We start from the raw sequence: 21,947 nt of genomic DNA, 5'->3' as shown, positions 1-21,947 counted from the left end.
TGAATAAGCAATAATTATATATTTGTTTTATGTATAGTTTACCAGTAATTTAAGTATTGAGGTGATTGAATGGAAATTTTACTACATGAATGGTTAACAGTAAAAGGAGTTATTTTATTTACAATTGGTTTACTCGCAGCCATAATAGGCGTTCTTTTTGGTGCAGCAGGCTTTATTTTGATGCCTTCATTGTTGCTCGTCGGCATTCCAATTCATACAACCGTTGCCGTTAATAAATTTGCGACAGGCTTATCAGCCCTATCAAATGTTGTTTCATTTGTCATAAAAGGACATTTATCTGTAAAAAAGTATTTTTCTTTCATGTTTGTTGCTAGTATAGGTGGAGTATTTGGGGCATTATTCGCAATCCTCTTATCGGAACAAATCATGAATGTCGTCGCTTGTATAAGCTTAATTTTTGCATTTCTGATTGTCCTTTGCAGTAATAAATGGATTGTCAAAGATGTAAAAGAAACAGAGGAACAACCCTTGAACAAGCTTATTCCATTTGCAATTTCCATATATGACGGTGGTTTTGGACCAGGCTCAGCTCTAATGAATATAACCTATTTCTTGAAAAAACAATACCATTATTTAAAAGCAGCCGAGTTAACGAGAATGCTCTCGTTATCAAGCTGTACAGGTGCTTTTCTCTTTTATTACTTTACTGGCATTGTTAATTGGGGAATTGCTATCCCTGTGTCACTTGGCTCTATTGCTGGCTCTTTCTTAGGTTTAAAGATTGTTCCGTATATCCAAACAAAATGGATTCAAATTATTTTACCAATCATTTTTTTGTTCTTAATTGTTCAAGTAGTGTCGGATTTAATAAAATAAGCGAAACAAGTCCTACCTTTTTTGCCCCCAAATTTAAGGACATCTAAGGTGGAGCTTGTTTAGAATCCGAAATTTACGACTGTTAGTATAATAGACGAAAGCAATAATAATTTGCCTATTTTTTATTTATCTACCGCCACTCACATGTATAATTTCTCCAAGGATGTAAATTGAGGCATCAGAAGAAAGGAAGGCAATTACTTCTGCTATCTCTTTAGGCGCTGCAGCTCGTTTAATTGGTACAGCGGAAGCCATTCGTTCAAGCCGATTGTCGCCAGGAGCAAATTTATCGTGAAAGGGTGTCTCTACCATTCCAGGCGCTACCCCGTTCACGATAATTCCATATTCAATTAATTCTCTGGACATACCAATCGTCATTGTATTGATAGCTCCCTTAGCAGATGCGTAATGAATACTTTCCCCTGCCCCACCAATACGTGCAGCTGCAGAAGAGACATTAATAATTTTTCCGCTTTTCTTCGGAATCATATGTCTTAATACAGCTTGAGAGCATAAGAGCACACTATTGACATTTAGCTTGAATGTTTCTTCCCATAGCTCTTCACTCATCTCCATAAAAGTACTTTGACGGATGCCGCCTCCAGCGTTATTCACTAAAACATCAATCGTGCCGAATGTAGAAATAGCCTGCTCAATCATTGCGTTCACTTCTTCTTTATTCACAATATTAGCTTGAATAGCAATGGCGTCTCCACCTTGTTCTTGAATTCGTTGGACAGCTTCGTTGGCACCTTCCACATTTGTATGATAATTGATAATTACTTTAGCCCCGTATTTTGCCACTAGCTCAGCCGTGGCAAATCCAATCCCAGAGCTTGCACCTGTGATAAGAATAACCTTTCCTGACAAGTTATGCATAGCGTCCCCCCTAACGTTTTTAATAGTAATTCGTTCATAAACAACTAATGCTCACGCACCACGATAGTTAATTATATGGTTCTACTACTAGTATATTTTTTAATGATCGTAACTAAAATCGCCAGAATAAATACAATCAAACTATTAATGAGTAAATAATAGGCAATGTTCAATCCATAGAATAATGCAAAGGGATCACGAATAATAATTAGTGCTAATACACTTCCTAGTCCACCAAATACACCTGCCAGTAGTAAAATGATAAAAGCAGCATTATATAGATTTTTCTTTTTTTTGTAGAATACAAACCCAATCACATTTGCAACAACAATTAAAAAGCCTATCAGTATGAAGAAAAAACCTTCCATTCAACTCCCTCTTTTCAAAACGATTTTGTCATGGGATAACTATTTCTTCCCCCTTGAATTAAAGTGGTCCACCCTCAAAACCAATAGGCCAACCATTTTCTTTAAATTTCACTTTATACTGAAACTCAAAGTGACCCTCATAAATAAAATCTAAACTAAAGCCTGAAAAGATATAACTATCAAAGTTAGCCATATTTCCAAAGCTTATTGTGGATAAATAATAACTGTTTATTTCTTGATTAGGAAAAAACTTATGTAAATACGCCAATGCGCGGCTTATATGTAAATGGAGTTCATCGAAAATTCTTTCTGCTAGTTCGATTATTCTCACCTCAGGATTTTCATTATTTCCTTGGATAATAATCTCTACATCCTCCCATTCCCCAATATTCATGCTGTATAACCACTGTTCCTGAATAAGATACTTTTCTTTATTGTATACAGGGGGATTGACTAGGTTTAATTCTTTGATGTCATCTTTAGTCAACGGTTTTGCAAGAATAAGCTTATTCTGCAAAATGTCTTTTATATTAGAGACCGTATATTTTGATTTGTTTAATTCTAAAGAGTCCATTTTCCACCTCCGTTTAAAGTAAGTTTACTTAAATTATACCATCATCGCTCTACAACCATTGTAAGTTCAAAAAGAAAAAAGAGCTAGCTATGTAACTAATTCTAGAAAAGATAACCGCTTCGAATCTAAACATATCGTTACCTCTGTTTTGACTAAATCAAGTGTCACTTTAATCTATCATCTATCAAGTTGTTCAGAAAAGAAGCCCCCAACCCTTGCAGTCAAAATAGCAAAACAGCTATTCAAAAAGGTTCGTCTTTTTGAACAGCTGCTGCATTTTATTGCAATGGAATGTTTACTTCAATATTCTCCCCAATCGGATTAGGGTAATAGTTTAAATATAGCTTAGCTTTTCCATTATATTCTTCAAATTGTGATGTCTCCACTACATACTGCTCGTCCCTTGAAATAGTCAAACTTTTGAATTCTAATGGCGTGCCATCTTCTTTTATGGCGTCAGAGAGCATTAATAATTTGCCTTCATTATTTTTTTTCATCTTAACTGCTACACTTTGCTGCACTATTGAAATGTCCCCCTTAAAATAAGTAGGCTTCGTGAGTATCTCTTTTGTGCCAAAATCAACTTCGATAAAATCCTCACCCTTTGGCACAGCTTGAACGGCGCCAATCATAACCGTCAATGACGCTGGATCATCGAAATAATTACTTTGCAAATAGAGCGTAAATTTGCCATCGCGAATATTCCCGTCTGTTGAAATGTCATTTCTAATACTTTCTCTACGTTCACCGCTTTCTGTCATGATGGCAACATCATCTAGCGCTAATAGTTGCATTGTATTATCTTTGGCTACCTCAATATCGAGTGCCACCTTTAATGGCGAACGGCGAATTTGTGTAATCGTAAATTTCTGCCCATTGACATCGATCGTACGATTTGCAGTAAAAATTTTCTCCTTTGCGATCTCGTTTTTCAGTGAAAACGGTAAAGATATTACAATGTTACCTTTCTCTTCATCCTGAAAGTGAAAAACTGCTTTAAAATCCTTGGAAGTATAGGCGATAGGCTTTAAAAAACTATATTTCACGGATGAAGAGATGTATGTTTGATTGCTAGCATTCATGGTAAACGTACAGCCGCATTCAATCTCCTCAGCTCCTTGAAACAATTGAACTTTCTCTAAGTTTAATTTTGAAATATCAAATGAGGCATCAGCGTCATAGAACAGGACAAATCCTAAATTGTCGGCAATCACGCCCTGCAATGTAAGTGCTAGACCTTTTCTAGATTGCGTCACATTGATTTCTTCATAGTATTCATGGTCTACAATATCTTTTATTCCTTTATCTATTGCAATCGCTGTGACAATTGCTTGAAAACCGGGTATTTTGGCAACTTGGCTAGCAATCGTTGGCGAAACGCGAATTGAAAAGAGAAGGCTTAAGCAAAGTATGGAGATGCATGCAACCGAAACAATGCGCTTCTTTCTTCTTTTTTCTCGTTGAACCTTTCGAAACATGTCCATACGAACTTGTTGCAGCTTCTCCTTTGGAACGTCAATTAATGGTTTACTCATAGCCAGTCCTCCTTTTCTCTAGCAAAGCTTCTAAGCTTCTTTAAAATGTAATGAAGCTTCGATTTTACAGTCCCCTCAGGAATTTGATTGAGCTCAGCAATTTCTTTATTTTTTAGTTGCTGGAAATATTTCATATAGACGAGTTGCTGCTCTGACAAAGATAAATGTTCCAATAATCTCTCCATATCTGAGTAGATGACCCATTCAGATAAGTGGTGTTCCTCAATCTGAACAGTCGGTAGACGTTTTCGTAAATGATCTTTACAACAATTGATTAAGACGCGCACAAGCCATGTTCTGGCATATTCGTACTGTTGAACGGTATGCATTTTTTTGAGTGCCTTGTAAACAAGCTCCTGCATCACGTCCATAGCATCTTGCTCATTTTTCATATATGTAAAGGCCATGCGATATAAAATATCCTCATCCATTTCAATCAGTGAAAGTATCGCTTCTTGATCTCCACGTATAGCACGCTGCTCTAATTCAAATTTCATCCTTTTTCGCCTCCTTCTCTCATTAGACTCAACATTGTTGCATTTCGTTCAAAATTTTTGAAACTTTTTAGGAAACTGTCATTTCAACACATTTCCCAATTAATGGTAAGAAGCGATTGCTCTAATTGAACAATCGCCTCTTCCCCTTACCTGTATGTATTGGCAAAAATTAAACACCATAATGAATCATCCATTTATCTTGTTTTATTGCTTCAGCTATTTTTTTGATTAATTCTTCAAGTTCTGCAGATTGGTATCCGACATTGGCTTCACTCACCATATTTAAAAATTGTTTATGAGAGCTCGGTGGTATCAAGGTTATCCCCCAATAGGCGAGACTTTTAAATGGCCTATTTGTGTTGTGTGCAAAAGTTTCGAGGTGATGTATTTTTTTGCCAAAATCCTTAGAAAGCAGTTCATCAAAGAGGTCACCATCTACAACGATGCAATTGTATTTTTCAGGTTCATAAGCAGCATACTCCTTGTCTTTTTCTATACAAGCAATGATCCCAAACTCATGAATGTATGGCATAGTAGCGCACCCCCCCATTCCATTTATGCCCTGCTAATGATTACGTTTCTTGCAAGAGGATCTTTGCAAGACGAAAAATGCCTTCCTCAATGGCTTGCTCGTCTATTTTAGCAAAGCCTAGTACCCATCCTTTTCGATTATTTTCTAAGCAATACTTGCTCAGTGGATAAACACGTATCCCATTTTCGAGTGCGAGGTTCGTCATTGCTTCTTCATCAAACGATTCTTCCGCCTCAAGAAGCATATGCAAACCCGTTTCAATGCCACTTAGCTTGAAACGTTCGGCTAATCCTGTCGCCATGATTGCCTTTGTCATCGCTTCATGTCTACGTCGATAGACATTTCTGGCTCTTCTCATATGACGCATAAAATGACCGTGCTCAATAAAATGGGCAAGCGTTAGTTGCTCCATAATGGGAAGATGCCGATAGGTTAATTGTTGTACTTGCGCAAGCTGGCGAATAGCATCTTTGGGGCCGATAACAGCCGATATTCGTATGCCAGGAGCAACCATTTTAGAAAAACTCATCATATATAATGTGTTGTGAGGTTGTTGGCTAAACAAGGTAGGAAGCGGGCCACCTCGATACCTAAACTCACCATCATAATCATCTTCTACAATCCAGAATTGATTTTTCGCGGATTTTTGCAGCAATTGTTGTTTGCGTGGCTCAGACATTATGACACCAACCGCGCATTGGTGAGAAGGTGTAACAAAAATAAGCTTGGTTTGTGGATCAATCTGCTCTACTTGTACGCCATACTCATCCACGGGCACAGCAACAACATTCATACGCCGATATTTCATGGTCATCCAGGCTGCAGGAAAGCCTGGATCTTCAACAGAAACCGTTTCTCCTTCCTTAAGAAGGGCTTGGGCAATGAGATCAATGCTATGCTGGGCGCCAGAGGTTAAGATGATTTGGTCAATCTCTACATGTACACCTCTTTCAAATGTCAGGTAACGTTGAATCTGTTCACGGAGCGGTGTGAAACCGTAGGCATCGCCATAGCCCCAATTGGTCAGATCTGTTTCTGCTGAAGCCTGTAAAAACGATTGTCGCCAAGTTTTTCGGAAATGCTCGTCCAAATACGGCTCATGGGGACAAAAATCGATTGCGACGTTTCCATTTTCTTTGCCTCTAAACCAACTGTTTAATTCATCAACTGCCACGTTTAATAAAGGTAATGTTGGCGTAGATGGTCCTTGAGGAATCACCTCTTCTGCCAAGTTGGTTTTAAATCCCCATTCACTTACTCTTGTTCCTCCACGCCAATTTGTCACAGTATATCCTCGACTAAATAATTCCTCATAAACAATTTGTATGGTTGAGCGTGAAACACCTACTAATAAGGCGAGTTCTCGGGATGGAGGAAGTAACTCCCCTGGTGGCCATTTGCCTGTTGTAATATGATGAATAGCTTGGTCAAGTAACTGTTGCCATATAGGATTTTTATCGTCTCGGTTAACTTGTAACATTCAATTCACTTCCAGTTAGAATAGAGATTGTTAAAATATGCGAAAATTAATCGTTTTGTACCGTCAATAAGTATTATACTATCAAATCGATCATTTTATAGATATAGGATGTTTGTAGTCCACTTTGCATCATCTAATTACACGACATCCTTTTAAAGGCTAGATCCGCAGCATGAATCGTTCTATCAATATCATGTATGGAATGAGCAGTCGAGATAAATATGCTTTCATATTGAGAAGGAGGTAGAAGTATACCCTGTTTAAGCATTTCTTTATAAAAACGGCGAAACATCTCAGCATCTATTTTTTGAGCATCATCAAAATTTTGTAAGGGCTGATCGATGAATGCGTATCCAATCATTGTCCCAGCTTTCGTTGTTTTAAGTGGAATATGATTGTTATGAGCTACTTTTGATAAGCCTTGAATAAGCCGATCTGCTAACGCTTCGATATACGTATAACTGTTATGATTTAATTTATTGATTGTGGTATACCCCGCTACCATAGCGATTGGATTACCCGATAAGGTTCCAGCCTGATAAATACTACCTTCAGGTGCAATGTGATTCATGATTTCTTTTTTTCCACCATATGCCCCAACAGGCATCCCTCCACCAATGATCTTTCCTAAACATGTTAAGTCTGGTTTTATGTTATAAAGCCCTTGAGCAGAGTGGTAATCTATACGAAAACCAGTCATGACCTCATCGAGTATAAATAGTCCACCATACTTTGTAGTGAAAGAACGTATTGCTTGAAGAAATTCAGGGTTAGCTGGTATTCCCGCCATATTGCCTGCAAACGGTTCTACGATGACTGCTGCTATTTGTGAGCCATATTTATCAAAGATCTTTTTCAGGACTTCGATATTATTATAAGGTATGGAGATTGTATGCTTAGTGATCTCTATAGGTACACCCAGACTATCAGGAAGGCTGAAGGTAGCAATTCCTGAGCCTGCCTTTACTAATAGATGATCACTGTGCCCATGATAGTTTCCATCAAATTTCACAATCATGTCTTTGCCAGTAAAGCCTCTAGCTAGTCTAATGGCGCTCATTGTCGCTTCTGTACCCGAATTAACCATTCGAATCTTCTCTATGGAAGGTATGCGAGTAGCTATTAATGTTGCTAGCTTATTTTCTTGTAAAGTTGGCAATCCAAAACTTGTCCCCCTCTTGATGGCTTCAAGAAGTGCATCTGAAACTTCCTTATCTGCATGTCCATGAATTAATGGCCCCCAAGATAGAACATAATCTATATAGCGATTGCCATCAATATCATATATGTTTGAGCCTTTCCCGTGACTCATAAAAATTGGCTCCATCCCAACTGATTGAAATGCTCTCACTGGGCTATTTACCCCACCAGGCATAATTTTTTTTGCTATTTCGAAGGCTTCTATTGATTTTGTCGTATCGATGTTAAAAACCACCTTTCGTAGTGATATTATCTTTGTCTAATTTGTTGTCCCTCATTTATACTTTGCTGTTTTCTGAGCAATGGAACATTCATTAATAAATGGGCGCCCAAACCAGCTACAAGCCCCCAAAATGCCCCGCCAACTCCAAGTAAAGTAACATTTGCGGCTGTTGCCAAAAAAGTAATGAGTGCTGTTTCGCGTCCAATAGGATTTGTTAAAGCATTGGCAAGGCTACTACCAATTGTGCCTAGCAACGCTAATCCCGCTAATGTTGCAATGAACGTAGCTGGGAGAATTAAAAACAATGCAGCCAATGTTACCCCAAAAATTCCGACAATTATATAAAAAATGCCACAAACAATACCTGCAATATAACGTTTTCTTGAATCCTCATGAGCGTCCTTCCCCGTACAGATGGCTGCTGTAATTGCTGCTATGTTAAAAGCATGCGATCCAAAGGGTGCTGTCAGGAGTGATCCCAATCCTGTTACAATCAAAATCGGATTGGCACTCGTTTTAAATCCATCATTTCGCAACACTAACATGCCTGGCATGTACTGTCCTGTTAAGGTAATAATAAAAAGCGGCAAAGCGACACCCAATAATGCATGTAGAGAAAACGTTGGCGCAACAAATACAGGAGACGCGAAGGCCAACTCGATATGGCTGAAATCTACCTGCCCCATACTTATTAAATAAATCAAGCCAATGACTAGAATACCGACAATTGCATAGCGAGATGTAAACCTTCTTAGTACGATATACGTAGTAAACAGGACGATGACAAGTAAAGGTTCCACTTTCGCACCACCAAAGGCTGAAATACCAAATTGTAATAAAATACCTGCCAATAGACCTGAAGCAATACCTGGAGGAATAAGTTGGACAAAACGTTCGAACATGCCTGATAAACCTAACAAAACAAATGCTATTGCAGAAATAATATAAGCTCCAATGGCTTCAGCATATGGGGTAACAGCTAAAGCCGAAACAAGAAACGCCACGCCTGGTGTTGACCAAGCTGTAATAATGGGTTCACGATACCGGTAACTTAGCCAGATACCCGTTACCCCCACACCAATGGAAATCGACCATATCCATGATGCAATCATTTCTGGACTTAGACCGGCAACCTTGGCAGCCTGAAACACCAAGATAAAAGTGCCCCCATAGTTAACTAAGACAGATATAAAAGCAGCGATGGTGGGCGACAGGAAATCCCGTACATTCAGTGAAACGGATGTTGAGTTCATACACTTTCCTACCTTTCTACAAATTATGTTAATCTCTTCTTCATACTAGAAATTCATCACGTATTCTCGTCCTTTAAGGACTGTTCCCTTGTGGAATGTTGTTTTCCTATTGTCATTAGCCCTCTTTATGTAAAGTGTCATTCCATTAAAATGTCAATTTGCTTGATTCCAAGTAACGCTTTACTTGCCGCTATTTGATAAAATGTCAATCTACCTGAACTAAACAGTAGCACTTCCCCTCCTTGCTAATAAATGAACGGTCTTAGCATAACGTAATACGGATTGATAAAAAACATCCAAAACTACGAATTTTAGCAGTCCATAAAATTAGGTACAATAAAAAAACACTATCCTTATATTGTAGTTTTAAAAAAGAATTGAACGTTTAAAACAAAGATTGATCATTCATTTTAAAGTTTGATTAAAAATCCTGTGTTGCTATGTAGGATTTTTTTGTTCAACAAACGGGCCAGATTGTGAAATAAAATCATTTTGTTCAATGTTACCAGTAGCTTATTTAACATAAATGATAGACTGTTTAAAAATTTCCATTAATATGTTATTTTTAATGAAATTAAATCTAATTTGAGGTGAATTTATATGTTATTAAAGCCAAATAAACTCCAGCAAGGAGATTATATCGCCACTATAAGTCCTTCTTGGGGAGGTGCTGGAGATCCAGAATTAAAATGGCGTTATGAACAGGGCGTAAAAAGACTTGAAGAGGTTTTTGGACTGAAAGTTATAGCAATGCCAAATAGCTTGAAAGGTGCAGATTATCTAGACAAAAATCCAAAAGCACGTGCAGAGGACTTAATGATGGCTTTTAAGGACCCCAAGATTAAAGCTATTATTGCAAATATTGGTGGAGATGATAGTGTTCGTTTACTCCCTTACATTGATTTTGAGGTTATAACTAAAAATCCTAAAATTTTAATGGGTTATTCAGATGTAACGATTGCTCATTTATTTTGTTTGAAGGCGGGTATATCTTCATTTTATGGACCAGCAATTTTAACCGATTTTGCAGAAAACGTTGAAATGCACTCATATACCGTTCAATCTATTCAGCAAACGCTATTTTCTAATGAAGTAATAGGTGAAATTGTTCCTTCTGTAGAATGGACAAGTGAGCATTTAGAATGGATAGAATCAAATAAAAATCAAAAACGCACAATGCAACCTAATAAAGGATACGAATTGCTGCAAGGTAAAGATATAGTACAGGGACGTTTAATAGGAGGGTGCATTGAAGTACTAGAGTTTGCTAAAGGTACCGTGCTATGGCCTGAAGAAAAATACTGGGAAAATTGCATCCTTTTCTTTGAAACATCTGAAGATCAACCGGAGCCTAACCTACTTAGATATTGGTTGAGAAACTACGGTGTACAAGGTATTTTACAAAAAGCAAACGGAATTATATTTGGTAAACCACAAGATGAAAAGTATTTCGAAGAATATAAAGAAGAGATTTTAAAAGTGATGGGAGAATTTAACTTGGATGATACACCAATTCTATACAATATGAACTTTGGACATACTGAACCGAAATTCATTTTACCTCTTGGTGCATTAGCAGAAATTAATTGTAATACAAGCTCTTTTACTATTTTAGAAAACGCTGTACTGTAAGATGTTAGCGGCTTTTTGGGATGAATAAGGATATTCAACAATCGGGCGCAATTTTGGAACAACATAGCTAAAAAATGTTCAAACTTTTTTATAAAAATCTCATACTTATCTAAAGAGAGTAACTCCATTTTGAGCGATCTTTTTTCAAAATGGAGTTTTTGATGTTGCTATTAGATAAGGATTAAGGGATGGGATATTTTTTAATCCATCTTTCTGATTTACCAATTTCTAAAACCAATACTATGTATGTGGGATTTTCTCAATATTGAACATCTCCCCTAAGGCAATTGGATTTTCTTTCGCGGTAATATGTTGAGGATCAATACGGTAAACTTGAACAGGCCCTCCGAAAACGGCTGATCGATATTTGTCCACGTGTTGCTGGGATAAGGGGCGATTATAGTAACCAGGTACATATTTATTTATCATCTCTTGCAACATGTGTGTCGCTTCATCCAAATCGAAAATAGGCTGAGCCTTGCCAAAAACCATGACACTCATATAAGCCGTGTCCGTCTTTGCAGGTACTGGATTTGTAATGGTTCCATATTCATCACAAACCGTAAAGCAAACCTCTGGATTCTCTTCCATCACTTGATTTCGTCTCCCGCCAGTGGCTCCATGGAAATAAAGCACTCCATTTGTCCACACAAAATTAAGGGGGACAACATACGGCAAATGACCATCAGCCATACCCAAATGCCCAATGCGAGCTTGCTGCAAAAATGCCTCAATTTTGTTCTTATCCAACACTTCTCTTACTTTATAACGTACCTTATCCATTGATATCACTCCTACTTGTAGTATGATGTGATTTTATCAACCTTTGGATTGAATAAAAACGTCCATAATTACAGCAATTAAGCAATCCATTTTCCAACTTGAACCAAAGACAAAACCACCGTTCGAACAAATAATGCTCAAACGATGGTTTCTATTGTTTAGGAGATAGGTAATTATAAACTTATTGGCTGACTAACTTTGCTATATTTACCTTCAAAGAACGCAAGTGGTGAACCATCGCTCATCTCAATATTGGGCTACATCTATCCTATAAAAGGAGAAGCCTTGAGGTTTGCGGTTATTACAAACAAAATACAATATAAAGGCTATTTCATTTTTACGATAATCTTCCCTTTTGCTCTACCTGACTCCGCATGTTCCATCGCCTTTTGAGCATCTTCAAATGAAAAAGTTCTATCAATGACTGGTTTGATTTTACCAGATTCAATTAAATCGGCGATTATGCGTAATTGATCGCCACTTGGTTTCATAAATAAGAAGGAATATTGAGCATGATATTTCTTTTCAAGTGAGGTCAGTTTATGACTTGCTGCTGAAAATAATAATGTTTTGAAAAATCCTGAACCATATTCTTTGGCGAAACGAGCATTCGGCGTGCCTGATACGGAGACAATTTTTCCACCATCCTTGATAATCTCGAAAGATTTTTCTAAGGTCTTTCCTCCAAGCGTATCAAAGACTGCATCATAATTTTTCAGTATAGCTTCAAAGTTTTCTTTCTTATAATTAATCACTTTATCTGCACCCAAAGATGTAACTAAGTTTGCACCAGCTTCGCTAGCCGTTGTTGCCACTGAGGCGCCCATTACTTTTGCTAGTTGTATAGCAAAGGTACCTACACCACCAGAGCCAGCATGAATTAAAATCTTTTGACCTTTTTGTAATTGCATGATGTCATGTAAAGCTTGGTATGACGTTAAGCCAACCAGTGGGATTGATGCAGCTTCCTCAAAGCTCAAATTTTTAGGCTTTAGGGCTATGTCATCTTCATGAATCGAGATATATTCCGCAAAAGTACCAATTTTACTCTTCCTTGGACGTGCATAAATTTCATCTCCTACTTTAAAGCGCGTCACTTTTTCGCCAACCTTTACGAGGACCCCTGAAAAATCATTTCCAAGGATCAGTGGCATTTTATAGTGGATTAACAGCTTTACTTTCCCATCACGGATTTTAAAATCAATCGGATTAATACTTGCTGCATGGATTTCAGCAAGTACCTCATATTCATCAATTTCAGGTGTAGGCAATTCTGCCATGTGCATTGGGGCTTTGCCATATTGATCTATCACCATTGCTTTCATCGTTCATTCCTCCAGATAACCTACTAATTGTCAATAAAATTCCGTTAACAACGTCTCAATATCCAACACCAGATTTTTTAACGAACCTAGTTTTGTCCGTATATCTATATAGTAAAAGTTTTTTGTACCTTCTTTGCGCATTAAAATAACACCAGCATCTCGCAAAATCTTAAGATGATGTGACACAGCTGGTCGAGATAGATGTGTTTGTTCTGTGATTTCACCTACACGCAATCCCGTTTGACAATCTGTGCTCATTAATACCATTAAAATAGCTTGTCTGGTTTCATCACCAATTGCTAATAGTACCTTTTGAGAATTTATAAAGTCGTCCTTAATCAAGTTAAGCTGGTCCTGTTTATTCATTAAAATCCCTCCTCTTACTAATCAGTTGAATAGTTTAAGTTAATGAACCATTGCTGCATATAACGATATAATATTGCCGTATTCGCTGCAATATTGGGAAAGTAAATCGAGACGAATGATTTTTAAAGGCGTACATCTTCCACTTTCCCCTCTTTCCATAAAAAAACACAGAAGTCACATGGACTTCTGTGTTATTTGCTCTCCTTAATAAGAGCCTTCATATCTCCAACGATTGTTTCAACTGGTACGTTTGTCGCGCCATCATAGTCTTTTACAACTGTGCCGTCTGCGTTTACTAAATAATAGCTCGACATATGTATGACTTGGTCTGAGTTAGGATCGTTTTTAACTAATGAATTAAATGATTTACGTGCAAATTGTTCAATGAATTTTTGTTGATAGCCAGTTAGTAGCTGCCATTTGCTTTCATCTACAACATTATACGTATTTAAGTAATTTGTTAAAACATCAGGCTTATCCACTTCTGGATCGACGCTAAATGCCACAATTTGATAATCTTCAAGGCCTTCATCCTGTAGTGCTTGTTGAACCTCTGTCATATTAAATGTCATGGGTGGACAGATTGTCGTACAGTTTGTAAAAATAAACATGGCTAGCCAAGGCTTACCTTTAAGATCATCTAGGGTCACTTGTTCATTTTTTTGATTCGTTACTGTGAAATCTTGAACCTCGAGATTTAATGTTGGTTCAAACTTGTAACTACCGCAAGCAGCTAGAATGCTACTAAATGCTAGAACTAAAACTAGCAATATACTTTTCTTTGTCATTAGTGGTGCCCACTTCCCTTCATTTCATCACCTTATTTTATTCATTATAGAAGCTAAACACAAGATAATGGACTTACACCCAGATGGCTATTTGTATAACATGTGAACATTAACTGATTCTGGAATTCCTCCTCACTAATTCTTCCAAATGACACATCCTTTTTAAAAATTTTTTCATAGCTTTTTTTTATCATTTTCGTTATTTCCCAAAACCTCAGATAATTGTTATATAACAAATTTTTTCTACTTAACAAGCTCCCATGGAATTTAATAGCAGAATAATAAAATACAGAAAATTCTCTTTTATGTTTGTATTTTCTCCTACATTCATTTTTATCAACAACAAACTATTTTAACAATATTATTTCATCAGAAAACTACACGCTCTTTTAAACAGAATTTTTCTAATAAATCCTTATTATTTCTATGTTATTTCCACAAAACAGAAGTGACTAAAAATTATAAAAACTCAAAATTTAGTATTGCATTATAGGATTCTCCCCCATAAAATAAGTGAATATAACGACGAACGAAAAAGAAATATGTCGTTTAAAACAGAAATATATAACTTTAGGGGGAATAATAATGGCGAATGTTTCAAGCAAAAAACAGGCCCAATCAATTGATTATCATGCAATTGAAGCAATGGAATCGTTTAATAGCTTTGTAAAAAAGAAAAATACCTTTCTTTTCTCGATTACAGCAGTGTTTTTAATTCTTTATATCCTGCTTCCGATTCTTGCTTTCCAGCCTGTACTACAACAAAAATTCTTCGGAAATATTACGGGTGTATGGGTTTATTCTGCAGGATTATTTATCATGACCATTGTGCTTTGTACAGTATATGTAAAAAAAGCTGCTTCATTCGATAAAGCTGCAGCCGCTGTTCTTGCAGAGTATCAGGCGAAAGGTGGAAAATAAATGAATATCGTATCTATAGGTTTCTTTTTAGCTATTGTTGGCTTAACACTTGTTGTTACTTATATTGCAGCAAAGCGTACATCTTCTGCGGCTGATTTTTACACTGCTGGTGGTGGTTTAAAGGGGTGGCAAAACGGCTTTGCGATTGCTGGTGACTATTTATCTGCGGCAGCCTTTCTTGGGGTGTCTGGTGCAATTGCCTTAACTGGCTTTGATGGTTTCTTCTTCTCTGTAGGCTATGTAGTAGCGAATTTAGTGCTGCTTTATGTCATTGCTGAGCCAATGCGAAACTTAGGCCGCTACACGTTAGCAGATATGTTAACGGCTCGTTTTAATGAAAAGCGAATTCGTGGTGTGGCAGCGTCTGGGACCATTATTATCGTAATTCTTTATATGATTGCACAGCTAGTTGGTGCTGGTGCATTGATTAAGCTATTATTCGGTATTGAGTATTGGATTGCCGTTTTAATTGTCGGTGTTATGATGACAACTTATGTATTGTTTGGTGGTATGACAGCGACTTCTTGGGTGCAAATCATTAAAGCAAGTCTATTATTATTCGGAACAGGTTTATTAGCGGTTTTAGTGTTAATGAAATTTGACTTCTCTCTTATGAAGATGTTCGACACAATTGCAGTAGATCATGGCGAAAAGTTCCTTGTACCTGGAATTAAGTATACAAGCACAATCGACTCCGTTTCGATGATGATGGCTTTAGTTTTAGGAACATCTGGTTTACCACATATTTTAATGCGTTTCTTTACAGTAAAGGATGCAAAGACAGCACGTGCCTCTATTTCTTGGACAACTTGGATTACAGCTATTTTCTTTTCATTAACAATTTTCTTAGGGTTCGGTGCATTAAACTTTGTAGGTTTAGATCAAATTCTTGCTGAAAGTAAGGCTGGTAATACAGCTGCTCCGCTACTTGCGCATTACTTAGGTGGAGATGTATTGATGGCATTTATCGGCGCAGTGGCATTTGCGACTATTTTAGCCGTTGTTTCTGGTTTAGTACTAACAGGGGCTTCAGCCATTTCTCATGATATTTATGGAGAAATCATTAAGGGCGGTAAATTAACAGAGAAGCAACAGGTAGTAGCAGCTCGTACAGGCTCTATCTCAATTGCGATCGTGTCTATAATTCTCGCTCTGTTTGCACAAAGCTTAAACGTTTCATTCCTAGTATCATTCGCCTTTTGTATCGGTGCGTCAGCAAACCTACCTGTAATCCTTTATACAATCTATTGGAAGAAATTTAATTCTACAGGTGCTGTAACTGCGATGGTAACGGGGTTAGTATCATGTTTAATTTTAGGAGCAATGGGACCAAATGTGTGGAGCCCTGTTGAAGGTGCGGCTATCTTTGTTGGACAACCCCTTGTGCCACTTGCTGTTCCAGCGATTATTACGATTCCATTAGGCTTTATTGCTGGATACTTAGGTACTGTTCTTTCATCTAACAAAGTGCCACAGGAAGAAGCAGAACGTATTTATAAAGAAATTCGTGTGAAAGCAAATACAGGCGTGTCTGTCTCTGATATTTCACATTAATATTTATACACCTCCTGCATAATGAATCTCAATTCAAAAAATGCAAAAAAATAGGCAAAAAATTCGATTTTTGGTCGAGTTTTTCGCCTTTTTTGTTATTCAATATCTACCAATTTATTTATCGAACAATATTATTTTACTTCCAAAAAACAGAAAAAATCCAATTTTCACTAGGTAAATAGTGTTTATTTTTAATTGAAAAAACAAGATTTTTTTGTAAATTTACCCTTCATTTTTTGTTAAGAATCTAGATTTCTCTTCACTTCATTTATTTATCTGAATTTTCTAAAACCCTTTATATTCTTGGCTTTGCGCCATTTTTTCTCTCTTAGGAGTATTTTCTGAAAAATTTTTTTTACATAATTTTTCTGAAATGTATTGCAATTTTGTGAACTGTTACATAAAATGAAAATGTGAATTCACTAAACTAGCAAAATCAAGTCTTGAGGTAGAAAAAATATACACAAAATGGGGAATGTTAATGGCGAACAATCAAGCAAAAAAAGGTATCGTGATTGACTATGATTCAATTGCAAATCAAGAATCATTTAAGTCTCTTGTACGAAGAAAGAACTCTTTTCTTTGGTCAATGACTGCCATATTTTTATCGGCATACATGTTGTTACCAATTCTGACATCGTACACGACAATTCTACACCAAAAGGCATTTGGGGAAATTACTTGGGTGTGGATCTATGCAGCAGGTCTTTTCATCATGACATGGGGGTTATGTCATTTATATGTAGCAAAGGCAAACAGCTTCGATAGAGAAGCAAAAGCGATTATCGCTGAATACGAGAACGGAGGTGGCCGCCGATGAGTAACGGAATGAGTCTTACAGCCATATTCTTCTTCGTAGCCATTGTTGGTTTAACATTAGTTATTACATGGTGGGCATCTAAACGTACATCTTCAGCAAGTGATTTCTATACTGCTGGTGGTGGCTTAACAGGCTGGCAAAATGGACTAGCTATCGCTGGTGACTACTTATCAGCAGCATCCTTCTTGGGTATCGCTGGTGCTGTAGCATTATTTGGATTTGATGGATTCTTCTTCTCTATTGGTTATTTAGTAGCTTACTTAGTGGTATTATATATCGTTGCTGAGCCATTACGTAACCTTGGGAAATTTACATTAGCTGACATGATTACAGCGCGTTTTGATAACGCCAAAGTCCGTGGAACAGCTGCTTTAAGCACTATTACAATTGTTTTATTCTACATGATTGCACAACTAGTTGGTGCAGGAGCACTTATTCAATTACTTTTAGGAATCGACTATTGGATCGCCGTATTAATCGTAGGATTCATGATGACAACTTACGTACTATTCGGTGGTATGACAGCAACATCTTGGGTACAAATTATTAAAGCTTGTCTTTTAATGTTGGGTACAGTTATTATTTCGTTCTTAGTATTAAAAGAGTTCGGCTTCAGTATCTCTACAATGTTTAAAGAAATGACAACGGTTACTGACAGTGGAGCTGCTTATTTAAACCCAGGTCTAAAATATACAAATGGACTTGATACAATCTCTATGTTAATTGCGTTAGTATTAGGTACTGCGGGTCTTCCACATATCTTAATGCGTTTCTTCACAGTAAAAGACGCGAAAACAGCTCGTTCATCTGTTATTTGGGCTACTTGGATCGTAGGTATCTTCTACGTTCTAACAATTTTCTTAGGCTTCGGTGCAGCAGCATTCGTTGGGAAAGAAGATATTATCGCAGCAAACGCTGCTGGTAACATGGCTGCCCCACTTCTTGCAGAAGCACTTGGTGGCGACATTCTATTCTCATTCGTTTGTGCAGTAGCATTCGCAACAATTTTAGCGGTAGTAGCAGGTCTTGTACTTTCTGGTGCATCTGCCCTATCTCATGATATTTATGGACAAATTATCAAAAAGGGTAAAATTACAGAAAAAGAGCAAGTTCTTGCAGCTCGTATCGGTTCGATTACAATCGCTGTTATTTCTATCCTATTAGCACTTGGTGCACAAACATTAAACGTTGCATTCTTAGTATCTTTAGCATTCTGTATCGCAGGATCTGCTAACCTTCCAGTTATCATCTACACAATTTATTGGAAACGCTTTAATACAGCGGGTGCTGTTACTGCGATGTTAACAGGTTTAATCTCTGCGTTAGTATTAGTTGCTATGTCTCCAAACGTTTGGAATCCAGTTGAAGGTAAGGCAATTTTCGTTGGTGATCCTTTAATTATGTTAACGAACCCAGCCTTAATCTCTGTACCACTTGGTTTCCTTGGTGGTTTCATCGGCACATTACTTTCTAAAGAAACAGATGATGCGAAGTATCGTGAAGTTGACGTTAAAGCAAACACAGGTATTTCTGTACAGGACGTATCTCACTAATACACTCGACAGCCTCGTAAGTATCTTGCTTACGAGGTTTTACTTTTTCTTCCCTATTCGCTACTATAGAATTAAAAATGAATTGGAGGCGATGCTCATGTCACAATCTAAAGCTAAAAAGAAACGGATGCACATTAAACGCACAGTTGGTAAAGATGTTGAAAAAAATCGACAATCTATCTCTTTTAGTACACATGAACGTCTAACGAAAACAAAAAACGAAAAATTAGAGCATGATTATACGAAATATAAAAAGCAGTATAAGGACGAATAACTCGTACCCTATACTGCTTTTTCTTATTAAAGCCGATAAAATGTTTTCGTGTTTTGCGTAATAATTTTGGCCACTACCTGTGTTGATAGCCCTTTGATGGAGGCAATCACCTCAATCGTTGAGTGCATCATCCAGGGAGATGTACGCTTCTTCGTAAACGGTCCCTCAAACGGCCAAGGACCATCCGTTTCTACCATCATTAGTTCAATGGGATAAGCATGAATTAGCTGTTGAATTTCCTCTTCGTACAAGCAATCTGGCGTAATGGAAATAAAATAACCTCGCTCTATCATGCGCTTCACAATAGCTTCATCCCCTTTAAACCAATGAAAATGGGCTTCGTGAAGCTGATGCTTTTCCAGCAAATCACACACAATATGGGCGTCCTCATATACTGCGTGTAACACAATCGGCTTGTCCAGCTCCTTCGCCAATACAACAAAACGCTCTAATAGCGCCACATAGGGACGTTCATCAATCGCTTGCTCTTGTTTTAAATAATAAGGTAGACCCACCTCACCAATAGCAACCATATCATTCTGATGCGAACGAATCCAATCAAATAAAGCTGTCTCATCATTTGGACTTAGTAAAGGCTGTTCAGGATGAAAGCCAAAAGCAGCCTTTACTTGCTGATAGCTATTCGATAAACGCAACGTTCTTTCACAAGAGGAAAGTTGCATACTAACTGCGATTACAGCTTTCACTTCTTCTAATAAGGAAGGAATTTCCTCATCGGTGTACTGATCCAAATGAATATGCGCATCAATCAACATACATATCACCCTTTTCCTCCTGTAAATACATAAATAATTGTTGCTTTAACGCTGTGAATGCTGCAGAATGTCGAATTTCCTCTTTCCGAGGTCTCTCAAACGGCACGATGATTTCCTTTTTAACGGTAGCTGGACGTTTGGTTAAAACAAGTATGCGATCTGCTAAAAAGAGAGCTTCTTCAATACTATGTGTAACAAATAGAATGGATTTGCGGTACTCCTCCCAGATAGATAAAAGCCATGCTTGCATTTCCAGTCGAGTAAATTCATCCAACGCAGAAAATGGTTCGTCTAAGCATAAAATCGGCTTATCACTGACCATTGCTCGAATAAAGGACACACGCTGCTGCATGCCTCCAGACAGTTCTTTCGGGTAGGCATGGATAAAAGAGGCAAGACCAACCTTTTCTAACCATTCCTTGGCACGTTCAACATTTGGTTTATGTTGTAATTCCTCTACAAGCGTGACATTTTCTACTATTGTACGCCAGGGTAATAGACATGGCTGCTGTGGCATATAGCCAATCGTTCCTTTTTTTTGTTGGATATCCTCTCCATTTAATAAAATGGCTCCTTGATCAATTGGCGAAACACCACCAATTAATTGAAAAAGTGTACTTTTACCACTGCCTGAAGGACCAACGATGGCCACAAACTCTCCATCCTTGACGTCAAAAGAAAGTTGATCAAGGACTTTGAGCGCATCGAAGGATTTAGCGATGTTTTGAATGCTGAGCATGATAGCCTCTTCCCTTCACCATGAATTTTTCAATTAAACGAATACCACTAAACAATAGTAAGCTCAAGAGAACAATCGCAAAAATTGCCACAAATACGCGATCCGTACGGAAGGAGGATTGGGCTAGGGTCATGTAAACACCAATACCCTTTTTTGCACCAAGCCACTCCGCAATCACAGCCCCCATCACACTATATGTAGCCGCAATTTTAATGCCTGAAAAAATAGCAGGATAGGCATAAGGCCATTCCAGCTTCCAAAAGGTTTGTGCCCTTGTAGCACCAACCATGGCAAAATAATGCTTTAATTCTGGAGCTGTTTGTCTAAATCCATCCATCGCTGCAATGACAATGGGGAAAAAGCACACAAGACAGATAATGATAAGCTTCGGTAATAAGCCAAAGCCAAACCAAATAATAAGGAGCGGTGCCAAGACTAGAATAGGAACATTCTGCGACATAATAAGAATTGGATAAAACAGTTCTCGAATAAATGTAAATCGATGCAACACTATTGCCACCGTTAGCCCACAAGCGATGCCAATGGCCAAACCTAGTAGAGCTAATTGTACTGTAGCGAATGCATGTGGTAGAAAGGTTTGATACGACTGGATGGCTTCTGACAAAATACTACTCGGTGTGGGTACTAACCAATGAGGAACTTCAGCAAACCGCACGATTAGTTCCCATATGAACAAGAGGAAGGCGATAAAAATTATCGTCCTTCCCTTCTGTAATGCACGTTTCATTACTGATATTTCTCCGTTAATGTATCCATCGTAATACCCGTTGGCTGATATAAAATTTTCACTTGTGTAATGACATTAATGGCACCAAGTTCGATCATCTTCTCATTCATTTTTTCAATGATTTGGAGCAATGTTGAAAGCTCACCCTCCATCGTTGTTTCCAATGGATGTACCTCATATTTCACCCCAGAAGCATCGATCACCGCAATTGCTGCATCGACATATGGTATAACATCTTCATATTTCTCTGTCTTCGGAATGATTTGTACACTGATTAATGAATTTGCCAT

Annotated in this window: 24 protein-coding genes; 7 read left to right on the top strand and 17 right to left on the bottom strand. The window is 37.6% G+C overall.

The window, feature by feature from the left end; genetic code table 11:
- The first annotated feature begins 69 nt into the window (after positions 1–69).
- On the top strand, positions 70–837 hold the full coding sequence (locus BFM98_RS04975) for a sulfite exporter TauE/SafE family protein (protein ID WP_066036694.1): 768 nt from the start codon (positions 70–72) through the stop codon (positions 835–837).
- A gap of 126 nt (positions 838–963) precedes the next feature.
- On the opposite strand, the gene BFM98_RS04970 is transcribed toward BFM98_RS04975, so the two are convergent.
- The 9 genes from BFM98_RS04970 to BFM98_RS04930 all read right to left on the bottom strand — a co-directional run bounded on the left by BFM98_RS04970 (position 964) and on the right by BFM98_RS04930 (position 9,378).
- Positions 964–1,716 (bottom strand): SDR family NAD(P)-dependent oxidoreductase, encoded by a 753-nt coding sequence (locus tag BFM98_RS04970; RefSeq protein ID WP_066036693.1) that lies wholly within the window; start codon positions 1,714–1,716, stop codon positions 964–966.
- Positions 1,717–1,787: 71 nt separating this feature from the next.
- Positions 1,788–2,084: a hypothetical protein gene (locus BFM98_RS04965; protein WP_048393027.1), complete on the bottom strand. Its 297-nt coding sequence runs from the start codon at positions 2,082–2,084 to the stop codon at positions 1,788–1,790.
- 58 nt (positions 2,085–2,142) lie between these two features.
- Positions 2,143–2,658 (bottom strand): hypothetical protein, encoded by a 516-nt coding sequence (locus BFM98_RS04960; RefSeq protein WP_066036692.1) that lies wholly within the window; start codon positions 2,656–2,658, stop codon positions 2,143–2,145.
- Between the two features lie 278 nt (positions 2,659–2,936).
- Positions 2,937–4,193 (bottom strand): DUF4179 domain-containing protein, encoded by a 1,257-nt coding sequence (locus tag BFM98_RS04955; RefSeq protein ID WP_066036691.1) that lies wholly within the window; start codon positions 4,191–4,193, stop codon positions 2,937–2,939.
- Positions 4,190–4,690: a sigma-70 family RNA polymerase sigma factor gene (locus BFM98_RS04950; RefSeq protein ID WP_066036690.1), complete on the bottom strand. Its 501-nt coding sequence runs from the start codon at positions 4,688–4,690 to the stop codon at positions 4,190–4,192. Before BFM98_RS04950 ends, BFM98_RS04955 begins: the two co-directional genes overlap by 4 nt.
- Before the next feature lie 169 nt (positions 4,691–4,859).
- Positions 4,860–5,222 (bottom strand): hypothetical protein, encoded by a 363-nt coding sequence (locus BFM98_RS04945; RefSeq protein WP_066036689.1) that lies wholly within the window; start codon positions 5,220–5,222, stop codon positions 4,860–4,862.
- Positions 5,223–5,262: 40 nt separating this feature from the next.
- Complete coding sequence (gene pdxR / locus BFM98_RS04940) at positions 5,263–6,702, bottom strand: MocR-like pyridoxine biosynthesis transcription factor PdxR (protein WP_066036688.1); 1,440 nt, start codon at positions 6,700–6,702, stop codon at positions 5,263–5,265.
- Between the two features lie 133 nt (positions 6,703–6,835).
- Positions 6,836–8,137 (bottom strand): glutamate-1-semialdehyde 2,1-aminomutase, encoded by a 1,302-nt coding sequence (hemL, locus tag BFM98_RS04935; RefSeq protein WP_083225249.1) that lies wholly within the window; start codon positions 8,135–8,137, stop codon positions 6,836–6,838.
- A gap of 14 nt (positions 8,138–8,151) precedes the next feature.
- Positions 8,152–9,378: a benzoate/H(+) symporter BenE family transporter gene (locus BFM98_RS04930; protein WP_083225248.1), complete on the bottom strand. Its 1,227-nt coding sequence runs from the start codon at positions 9,376–9,378 to the stop codon at positions 8,152–8,154.
- A 600-nt stretch (positions 9,379–9,978) separates the two neighbouring features.
- On the opposite strand from BFM98_RS04930, the gene BFM98_RS04925 reads away from it, so the two are divergent.
- Complete coding sequence (locus tag BFM98_RS04925) at positions 9,979–11,010, top strand: S66 family peptidase (protein ID WP_066036686.1); 1,032 nt, start codon at positions 9,979–9,981, stop codon at positions 11,008–11,010.
- Between the two features lie 240 nt (positions 11,011–11,250).
- Here the strand turns inward: BFM98_RS04925 and BFM98_RS04920 are convergent, their stop codons facing one another.
- The 4 genes from BFM98_RS04920 to BFM98_RS04905 all read right to left on the bottom strand — a co-directional run bounded on the left by BFM98_RS04920 (position 11,251) and on the right by BFM98_RS04905 (position 14,272).
- Positions 11,251–11,793: a pyridoxamine 5'-phosphate oxidase family protein gene (locus BFM98_RS04920; RefSeq protein ID WP_066036685.1), complete on the bottom strand. Its 543-nt coding sequence runs from the start codon at positions 11,791–11,793 to the stop codon at positions 11,251–11,253.
- A 326-nt stretch (positions 11,794–12,119) separates the two neighbouring features.
- Positions 12,120–13,118: an NADP-dependent oxidoreductase gene (locus tag BFM98_RS04915; protein ID WP_066036684.1), complete on the bottom strand. Its 999-nt coding sequence runs from the start codon at positions 13,116–13,118 to the stop codon at positions 12,120–12,122.
- A 30-nt stretch (positions 13,119–13,148) separates the two neighbouring features.
- Positions 13,149–13,484: an ArsR/SmtB family transcription factor gene (locus BFM98_RS04910; protein ID WP_054550229.1), complete on the bottom strand. Its 336-nt coding sequence runs from the start codon at positions 13,482–13,484 to the stop codon at positions 13,149–13,151.
- A 191-nt stretch (positions 13,485–13,675) separates the two neighbouring features.
- Positions 13,676–14,272 carry an SCO family protein gene (locus BFM98_RS04905; protein ID WP_004227948.1) on the bottom strand — a complete coding sequence of 199 codons (597 nt, stop codon included), beginning with the start codon at positions 14,270–14,272 and terminating at the stop codon, positions 13,676–13,678.
- A gap of 585 nt (positions 14,273–14,857) precedes the next feature.
- Here BFM98_RS04905 and BFM98_RS04900 point away from each other — a divergent pair.
- The 5 genes from BFM98_RS04900 to BFM98_RS23805 all read left to right on the top strand — a co-directional run bounded on the left by BFM98_RS04900 (position 14,858) and on the right by BFM98_RS23805 (position 19,394).
- Complete coding sequence (locus BFM98_RS04900; protein WP_004227946.1) at positions 14,858–15,193, top strand: DUF485 domain-containing protein; 336 nt, start codon at positions 14,858–14,860, stop codon at positions 15,191–15,193.
- Positions 15,194–16,747 carry a solute symporter family protein gene (locus BFM98_RS04895; RefSeq protein ID WP_016993894.1) on the top strand — a complete coding sequence of 518 codons (1,554 nt, stop codon included), beginning with the start codon at positions 15,194–15,196 and terminating at the stop codon, positions 16,745–16,747. It abuts the gene before it with no gap.
- 481 nt (positions 16,748–17,228) lie between these two features.
- Positions 17,229–17,567: a DUF485 domain-containing protein gene (locus tag BFM98_RS04890; RefSeq protein WP_048393058.1), complete on the top strand. Its 339-nt coding sequence runs from the start codon at positions 17,229–17,231 to the stop codon at positions 17,565–17,567.
- Between the two features lie 8 nt (positions 17,568–17,575).
- Positions 17,576–19,120, top strand: a complete 1,545-nt coding sequence (locus BFM98_RS04885; protein WP_048393165.1) for a solute symporter family protein — start codon at positions 17,576–17,578, stop codon at positions 19,118–19,120.
- A gap of 97 nt (positions 19,121–19,217) precedes the next feature.
- On the top strand, positions 19,218–19,394 hold the full coding sequence (locus BFM98_RS23805; RefSeq protein WP_004227938.1) for a hypothetical protein: 177 nt from the start codon (positions 19,218–19,220) through the stop codon (positions 19,392–19,394).
- A gap of 26 nt (positions 19,395–19,420) precedes the next feature.
- On the opposite strand, the gene BFM98_RS04880 is transcribed toward BFM98_RS23805, so the two are convergent.
- The 4 genes from BFM98_RS04880 to BFM98_RS04865 are packed head-to-tail and all read right to left on the bottom strand — an operon-like array spanning position 19,421 to position 21,947.
- The gene (locus BFM98_RS04880; RefSeq protein WP_066036683.1) at positions 19,421–20,170 is read right to left on the bottom strand and encodes a TatD family hydrolase; all 750 of its coding nucleotides are present in this window, start codon (positions 20,168–20,170) and stop codon (positions 19,421–19,423) included.
- Complete coding sequence (locus BFM98_RS04875) at positions 20,160–20,909, bottom strand: ABC transporter ATP-binding protein (RefSeq protein ID WP_048393062.1); 750 nt, start codon at positions 20,907–20,909, stop codon at positions 20,160–20,162. Before BFM98_RS04875 ends, BFM98_RS04880 begins: the two co-directional genes overlap by 11 nt.
- The gene (locus BFM98_RS04870; protein WP_048393064.1) at positions 20,884–21,657 is read right to left on the bottom strand and encodes an ABC transporter permease; all 774 of its coding nucleotides are present in this window, start codon (positions 21,655–21,657) and stop codon (positions 20,884–20,886) included. Before BFM98_RS04870 ends, BFM98_RS04875 begins: the two co-directional genes overlap by 26 nt.
- On the bottom strand, positions 21,657–21,947 hold the full coding sequence (locus BFM98_RS04865) for a thiamine-binding protein (protein WP_004227928.1): 291 nt from the start codon (positions 21,945–21,947) through the stop codon (positions 21,657–21,659). Before BFM98_RS04865 ends, BFM98_RS04870 begins: the two co-directional genes overlap by 1 nt.

The sequence above is a fragment of the Lysinibacillus sp. AR18-8 genome, assembly GCF_001705465.1.
Lineage (GTDB): Bacteria > Bacillota > Bacilli > Bacillales_A > Planococcaceae > Lysinibacillus > Lysinibacillus capsici.
Note: the sequence above shows the minus strand (reverse complement) of the source record. Positions and strands in the feature narration are given on the sequence as shown.

Excerpts from the sequence above, each read along its gene's own strand:
- BFM98_RS04975 (WP_066036694.1), top strand. The coding sequence starts at position 70 with ATGGAAATTTTACTACATGAATGGTTAACAGTAAAAGGAGTTATTTTA.
- BFM98_RS04970 (WP_066036693.1), bottom strand. The coding sequence starts at position 1,716 with ATGCATAACTTGTCAGGAAAGGTTATTCTTATCACAGGTGCAAGCTCT.
- BFM98_RS04965 (WP_048393027.1), bottom strand. The coding sequence starts at position 2,084 with ATGGAAGGTTTTTTCTTCATACTGATAGGCTTTTTAATTGTTGTTGCA.
- BFM98_RS04960 (WP_066036692.1), bottom strand. The coding sequence starts at position 2,658 with ATGGACTCTTTAGAATTAAACAAATCAAAATATACGGTCTCTAATATA.
- BFM98_RS04955 (WP_066036691.1), bottom strand. The coding sequence starts at position 4,193 with ATGAGTAAACCATTAATTGACGTTCCAAAGGAGAAGCTGCAACAAGTT.
- BFM98_RS04950 (WP_066036690.1), bottom strand. The coding sequence starts at position 4,690 with ATGAAATTTGAATTAGAGCAGCGTGCTATACGTGGAGATCAAGAAGCG.
- BFM98_RS04945 (WP_066036689.1), bottom strand. The coding sequence starts at position 5,222 with ATGCCATACATTCATGAGTTTGGGATCATTGCTTGTATAGAAAAAGAC.
- pdxR (WP_066036688.1), bottom strand. The coding sequence starts at position 6,702 with ATGTTACAAGTTAACCGAGACGATAAAAATCCTATATGGCAACAGTTA.
- BFM98_RS04930 (WP_083225248.1), bottom strand. The coding sequence starts at position 9,378 with ATGAACTCAACATCCGTTTCACTGAATGTACGGGATTTCCTGTCGCCC.
- BFM98_RS04925 (WP_066036686.1), top strand. The coding sequence starts at position 9,979 with ATGTTATTAAAGCCAAATAAACTCCAGCAAGGAGATTATATCGCCACT.
- BFM98_RS04920 (WP_066036685.1), bottom strand. The coding sequence starts at position 11,793 with ATGGATAAGGTACGTTATAAAGTAAGAGAAGTGTTGGATAAGAACAAA.
- BFM98_RS04915 (WP_066036684.1), bottom strand. The coding sequence starts at position 13,118 with ATGAAAGCAATGGTGATAGATCAATATGGCAAAGCCCCAATGCACATG.
- BFM98_RS04910 (WP_054550229.1), bottom strand. The coding sequence starts at position 13,484 with ATGAATAAACAGGACCAGCTTAACTTGATTAAGGACGACTTTATAAAT.
- BFM98_RS04905 (WP_004227948.1), bottom strand. The coding sequence starts at position 14,272 with ATGACAAAGAAAAGTATATTGCTAGTTTTAGTTCTAGCATTTAGTAGC.
- BFM98_RS04900 (WP_004227946.1), top strand. The coding sequence starts at position 14,858 with ATGGCGAATGTTTCAAGCAAAAAACAGGCCCAATCAATTGATTATCAT.
- BFM98_RS04895 (WP_016993894.1), top strand. The coding sequence starts at position 15,194 with ATGAATATCGTATCTATAGGTTTCTTTTTAGCTATTGTTGGCTTAACA.
- BFM98_RS04890 (WP_048393058.1), top strand. The coding sequence starts at position 17,229 with ATGGCGAACAATCAAGCAAAAAAAGGTATCGTGATTGACTATGATTCA.
- BFM98_RS04885 (WP_048393165.1), top strand. The coding sequence starts at position 17,576 with ATGAGTCTTACAGCCATATTCTTCTTCGTAGCCATTGTTGGTTTAACA.
- BFM98_RS23805 (WP_004227938.1), top strand. The coding sequence starts at position 19,218 with ATGTCACAATCTAAAGCTAAAAAGAAACGGATGCACATTAAACGCACA.
- BFM98_RS04880 (WP_066036683.1), bottom strand. The coding sequence starts at position 20,170 with ATGTTGATTGATGCGCATATTCATTTGGATCAGTACACCGATGAGGAA.
- BFM98_RS04875 (WP_048393062.1), bottom strand. The coding sequence starts at position 20,909 with ATGCTCAGCATTCAAAACATCGCTAAATCCTTCGATGCGCTCAAAGTC.
- BFM98_RS04870 (WP_048393064.1), bottom strand. The coding sequence starts at position 21,657 with ATGAAACGTGCATTACAGAAGGGAAGGACGATAATTTTTATCGCCTTC.
- BFM98_RS04865 (WP_004227928.1), bottom strand. The coding sequence starts at position 21,947 with ATGGCAAATTCATTAATCAGTGTACAAATCATTCCGAAGACAGAGAAA.